The sequence below is a fragment of the uncultured Campylobacter sp. genome (assembly GCF_937890585.1).
GTDB lineage: Bacteria > Campylobacterota > Campylobacteria > Campylobacterales > Campylobacteraceae > Campylobacter_A.
The window spans coordinates 1-1871 of sequence record NZ_CALACG010000164.1 but is presented as its reverse complement, the minus strand read 5'-3'; the positions used below and the strand labels follow the sequence as shown (position 1 = coordinate 1871).

General features: G+C 42.8%; 2 protein-coding genes. Both read left to right on the top strand.

The window, feature by feature from the left end:
• Window positions 1-72 precede the first annotated feature (72 nt).
• Entirely contained in the window at window positions 73-1323 is a 1251-nt protein-coding gene (larA, locus tag Q0296_RS04835; protein WP_298037266.1) for a nickel-dependent lactate racemase, read from the top strand.
• A gap of 2 nt (window positions 1324-1325) precedes the next feature.
• Window positions 1326-1871: LarC family nickel insertion protein (locus Q0296_RS04830; protein WP_298037263.1), on the top strand; the 546-nt coding region annotated here is incomplete at its 3' end.

Genomic DNA, 1871 nt, shown 5'->3' with positions numbered 1-1871 from the left:
AATATATTTAAAAGAAAGATTGAGATAAAATCCTAAAAGCAAATAACTAATAGTTAAATTTAAGGAGCAAGCATGCAAATCCCTATCGCTTACGGCAAAGATGACCACATAAATTTAAAAATAGACGAGAAAAACCTACTTGGCGTTTTTGACCCAAACAAAGTCGCTAAATTTGACGAAGCAGCGCTCATAGCAAAGGCTCTGGCAAATCCGATAAATCAAAAAAGCTTTGACGAGTTTATCGCCGGCGATGAAAAGATCGTTATCATCGTAAATGACGGCACAAGACCTACGCCAACTGCTAAAATTTTAAAGCAAATTTATCCAAAACTTCGCGATAAAAATAAAATTTTTATCATCGCTACTGGCTGCCACAGAGAGGGCACGCTAGATGAATACAATATGATATTTTCTAAAGAAATTTACCCAGAGATCAGAGCTAAAAACGAGGTTCATGACCACGACTCAAAGCATGATGAGATGGTATTTTTAGGCGAGAGCAAAAACGGCACGCAGATGTATCTAAACAAGATCGTAGCAGAGGCCAAAAAAGTGATCGTCATAGGTTCGGTCGAGCCTCACTATTTTGCAGGCTACACCGGCGGTAGAAAGGCATTTTTGCCAGGCACCGCATCATACGAGAGCATCACGCAAAATCACAAACTAGCACTTAGCGCTGACGCTCAGGCGCTGCGCCTAGAGGGCAACCCTGTGCATGAGGATATGATAGATGCGATGAAAGTTCTTTCAAATATCGATGTCTTTTCTATACAGACGGTGCTTGATAGCGAGCATGGCGTCTATTACGCGAGTGCTGGCGATCTAAACGATAGCTTTTATGACTGCGTAAAAAAGGCTGATGAGGTATTTTGCGTAAATATCCCACAAAAGGCTGACGTTGTGATCTCGGTCGCACCTTATCCTATGGATGTCGATCTTTATCAGGCGCAAAAAGCCCTAGATAACGGCAAACTAGCGCTTGCGCAGGATGGAATTTTAATAATGGTCGCAAAATGCCGCACAGGCATCGGTCCAAAACCTTTCTTTGACCTTATGGCATCGGCCGATACGCCAAAAAAAGTGCTAGAAAAGATAAATTCTGGCTTTAAACTTGGCTATCACAAAGCTGCAAAAATGGCTGAAATTTCGCTCTGGGCACAGACTTGGGCTGTGACTGATCTAAGTGATGATGAGATGAAAGCTGTGCATCTAAAGCCGTATCACGACCTACAAAAGGCCGTAGATGAGGCGCTAGCGCAAAAAGGCAAGGACGCAAAAATAATCATATTGCCGTTTGGCTCTATGACCGTGCCTAAGGTGTGAGTTTGGCTAAAATTTTATACTATGACGCAAGTTCTGGAATTAGTGGCGATATGAATTTAGCCGCTCTTGTAGGGCTTGGGGTGGATTTTGGCTATCTTTGCTCTGAGTTAGAAAAGCTAAATTTGAGCAGAGAATTTCGCTTAGAGCAAAAAAACGTAGTAAAAAATGGCATCGCTGCGACCAAAATAGACGTCGTGCTACTAAAATCGCAGCCTCACGCTAGGAGTTACTCTGATATCAAGCAAATTTTGGCTAGCTCAAATTTGAGCGAGATTTGCAAAAAAAAGGCTGCTACGATATTTCACGTGATCGCTCAATCTGAAGCAAAAGTGCATGCAGTTAGCATCGATGAGGTGCATTTTCACGAGGTTGGAGCGATTGATAGCATAGTAGATGTCGTAGGGGCCGCGATCTGCCTTGAGTATCTATATAAAAATTTTGGCATTTCAAGAGTTTTTAGCTCAAAGATCGAGCTTGGCGGTGGCGTAGCAAAGTGCGACCACGGCCCTCTAAATGTCCCAGCGCCTGCCGTTTGTGAAATTTTAAAG

Excerpts from the sequence above, each read along its gene's own strand:
- larA (WP_298037266.1), top strand. The coding sequence starts at position 73 with ATGCAAATCCCTATCGCTTACGGCAAAGATGACCACATAAATTTAAAA.